Here is a 2,509-nt window from a genome sequence, read left to right as displayed (position 1 = left end):
TCCGCCTGCACGCGCTTTACGCCCAGTCATTCCGGACAACGCTTGCCCCCTACGTATTACCGCGGCTGCTGGCACGTAGTTAGCCGGGGCTTCCTCCTCGGGTACCGTCATTACTTCTTCCCCGAAGACAAGGGTTTACAATCCGAAGACCTTCATCCCCCACGCGGCATTGCTCCGTCAGGCTTTCGCCCATTGCGGAAGATTCCCCACTGCTGCCTCCCGTAGGAGTCTGGGCCGTGTCTCAGTCCCAGTGTGGCCGTTCACCCTCTCAGGCCGGCTACCGATCGTCGCCTTGGTGAGCTATTACCTCACCAACTAGCTAATCGGACGCGGACCCATCCAAGAGCGGATTGCTCCTTTGGTTGTCCAGGGATGTCCCCAGACAACGTTATGCGGTATTAGCAGCCCTTTCGGGCTGTTATCCCCCACTCTCAGGCAGGTTATCCACGCGTTACTCACCCGTCCGCCACTAAGAGCCTCCATCGAAACTTCAGCTCTCCGTTCGACTTGCATGTGTTAGGCATGCCGCCAGCGTTCGTCCTGAGCCAGGATCAAACTCTCCACAAAAAATGTAGATAAGCTTGAGTCAAGCTCTCATTAATAAGTTTCTTATCGAGTTAAGGCTTCTTGTAACAGAAGTCATCTACTCTCAAGAAGTTGTCCGTCCCGCTTGCGCGGGCCGAATTGACTTTAGTTTCGCACGCTTTTGCTTTAACAACTGTTTGATTTTCAAGGACCAGAATCAGCAACATCCGTCTTGCCGTTGGCCGCCTCATCAGCGACGGAATACAATTTATCACGTTATGCGTTAAAATGCAACCGGCAATTTTAGGATTTTTGAAAAGAGACAAAAAAATGGAGCCACCGACCGGGATTGAACCGGTGACCTTATCCTTACCAAGGATACGCTCTACCGACTGAGCTACGGCGGCAAATGGTGCGCCCGGCAAGAATCGAACTTGCGCACCTGGTTCCGGAGACCAGTGCTCTATCCACTGAGCTACGGGCGCATATGGAGCGGAAAACGAGATTCGAACTCGCGACCCTCGCCTTGGCAAGGCGATGCTCTACCGCTGAGCTATTTCCGCATTTGGTGCGGTCGAGAGGACTTGAACCTCCACGGCCTTGCGACCACTAGAACCTGAATCTAGCGCGTCTGCCAATTCCGCCACGACCGCATCTGTTGAGTTAATGGTCGGAGCGACACGACTTGAACGTGCGGCCTCTACCACCCCAAGGTAGCGCTCTACCAAACTGAGCTACGCCCCGATAAAAGAGAATGTTATTAAAGTGGTGCCGGAGGCCGGACTCGAACCGGCACGGTCTTGCGGACCGAGGGATTTTAAGTCCCTTGCGTCTACCAATTCCGCCACTCCGGCGAAGGAGGTATATGGGGTGGCTGATGGGACTTGAACCCACGAGTGCCGGAGCCACAATCCGGTGCGTTAACCACTTCGCCACAGCCACCATAAATGGCGCGCCCGGAGAGATTCGAACTCCCGACCTGCTGATTCGTAGTCAGTTACTCTATCCAGCTGAGCTACGGGCGCATTTATGGAGCGGAAGACGAGATTCGAACTCGCGACCCTCGCCTTGGCAAGGCGATGCTCTACCGCTGAGCTACTTCCGCATCATATATTAAGTTTAGATGGAGCGGGTGATGGGAATCGAACCCACGTAACTAGCTTGGAAGGCTAGGGCTTTACCATTAAGCTACACCCGCGAGGGGATAGTGGTCGGGGTGACACGACTTGAACGTGCGGCCTCCTGCTCCCAAGGCAGGCGCTCCACCAAACTGAGCTACACCCCGACATGGCGGAGAGAAAGGGATTCGAACCCTTGAGACAGGTTTTGCCCGCCTACACGATTTCCAATCGTGCGCCTTCGACCAACTCGGCCATCTCTCCAATGGGTTATGAAATTTGGTAGCGGTGGTAGGATTTGAACCTACGACACTACGGGTATGAACCGTATGCTCTAGACCAACTGAGCTACACCGCCAGATTTGGTTGCGGGAGCAGGACTCGAACCTGCGACCTTCGGGTTATGAGCCCGACGAGCTACCAACTGCTCCATCCCGCGATAATGGCTCCTCGAGTAGGATTCGAACCTACAACCTACCGGTTAACAGCCGGTTGCTCTACCGTTGAGCTATCGAGGAATAAATGGTGGCGGAGTGGGCGAGATTTGAACTCGCGCTGGCCTTACGACCACTAACGGTTTAGCAAACCGTCCTCTTCAGCCACTTGAGTACCACTCCAGTAGATGGCGGAGCAGACGGGATTCGAACCCGCGATCTCCAGCGTGACAGGCTGGCATGTTAGGCCTCTACACCACTGCTCCAATGATTTGGTGGGCGATGACGGGATCGAACCGCCGACATCTTGCTTGTAAGGCAAGCGCTCTCCCAGCTGAGCTAATCGCCCAATAAAATGGTGACCCGTAGGGGATTCGAACCCCTGTAACCGCCGTGAAAGGGCGGTGTCTTAGACCGCTTGACCAACGGGCC

At 54.9% G+C, this 2,509-nt stretch carries 19 tRNA genes and 1 rRNA gene; all 20 read right to left on the bottom strand.

The window, feature by feature from the left end:
* A 16S ribosomal RNA gene (locus GJ688_RS19510) occupies positions 1-567 on the bottom strand; the annotation flags it as partial.
* Positions 568-856: 289 nt separating this feature from the next.
* A tRNA-Thr gene (locus GJ688_RS19505) sits at positions 857-932 on the bottom strand.
* Positions 933-935: 3 nt separating this feature from the next.
* A tRNA-Arg gene (locus tag GJ688_RS19500) sits at positions 936-1,010 on the bottom strand.
* A 3-nt stretch (positions 1,011-1,013) separates the two neighbouring features.
* Positions 1,014-1,088, bottom strand: a tRNA-Gly gene (locus tag GJ688_RS19495).
* Positions 1,089-1,091: 3 nt separating this feature from the next.
* Positions 1,092-1,178, bottom strand: a tRNA-Leu gene (locus GJ688_RS19490).
* A 14-nt stretch (positions 1,179-1,192) separates the two neighbouring features.
* Positions 1,193-1,269: transfer RNA gene (locus GJ688_RS19485), tRNA-Pro, on the bottom strand.
* A gap of 22 nt (positions 1,270-1,291) precedes the next feature.
* Positions 1,292-1,379, bottom strand: a tRNA-Leu gene (locus tag GJ688_RS19480).
* 12 nt (positions 1,380-1,391) lie between these two features.
* Positions 1,392-1,467: transfer RNA gene (locus GJ688_RS19475), tRNA-His, on the bottom strand.
* Positions 1,468-1,473: 6 nt separating this feature from the next.
* A tRNA-Arg gene (locus tag GJ688_RS19470) sits at positions 1,474-1,550 on the bottom strand.
* A gap of 5 nt (positions 1,551-1,555) precedes the next feature.
* A tRNA-Gly gene (locus tag GJ688_RS19465) sits at positions 1,556-1,630 on the bottom strand.
* Between the two features lie 19 nt (positions 1,631-1,649).
* Positions 1,650-1,723 (bottom strand) — tRNA-Gly (locus tag GJ688_RS19460).
* Between the two features lie 10 nt (positions 1,724-1,733).
* A tRNA-Pro gene (locus GJ688_RS19455) sits at positions 1,734-1,810 on the bottom strand.
* 3 nt (positions 1,811-1,813) lie between these two features.
* A tRNA-Ser gene (locus GJ688_RS19450) sits at positions 1,814-1,907 on the bottom strand.
* Positions 1,908-1,923: 16 nt separating this feature from the next.
* A tRNA-Met gene (locus tag GJ688_RS19445) sits at positions 1,924-2,001 on the bottom strand.
* A gap of 5 nt (positions 2,002-2,006) precedes the next feature.
* Positions 2,007-2,082 (bottom strand) — tRNA-Met (locus GJ688_RS19440).
* A gap of 4 nt (positions 2,083-2,086) precedes the next feature.
* A tRNA-Asn gene (locus GJ688_RS19435) sits at positions 2,087-2,161 on the bottom strand.
* A gap of 8 nt (positions 2,162-2,169) precedes the next feature.
* Positions 2,170-2,260 (bottom strand) — tRNA-Ser (locus GJ688_RS19430).
* A 6-nt stretch (positions 2,261-2,266) separates the two neighbouring features.
* A tRNA-Asp gene (locus GJ688_RS19425) sits at positions 2,267-2,343 on the bottom strand.
* A 7-nt stretch (positions 2,344-2,350) separates the two neighbouring features.
* Positions 2,351-2,426 (bottom strand) — tRNA-Val (locus tag GJ688_RS19420).
* A gap of 7 nt (positions 2,427-2,433) precedes the next feature.
* Positions 2,434-2,509: transfer RNA gene (locus tag GJ688_RS19415), tRNA-Glu, on the bottom strand.

The organism is Heliobacterium mobile (assembly GCF_009720735.1).
GTDB classification, from domain to species: Bacteria; Bacillota; Desulfitobacteriia; order Heliobacteriales; family Heliobacteriaceae; genus Heliobacterium; species Heliobacterium mobile.
This window is presented reverse-complemented; position numbering and strand designations above follow the sequence as displayed.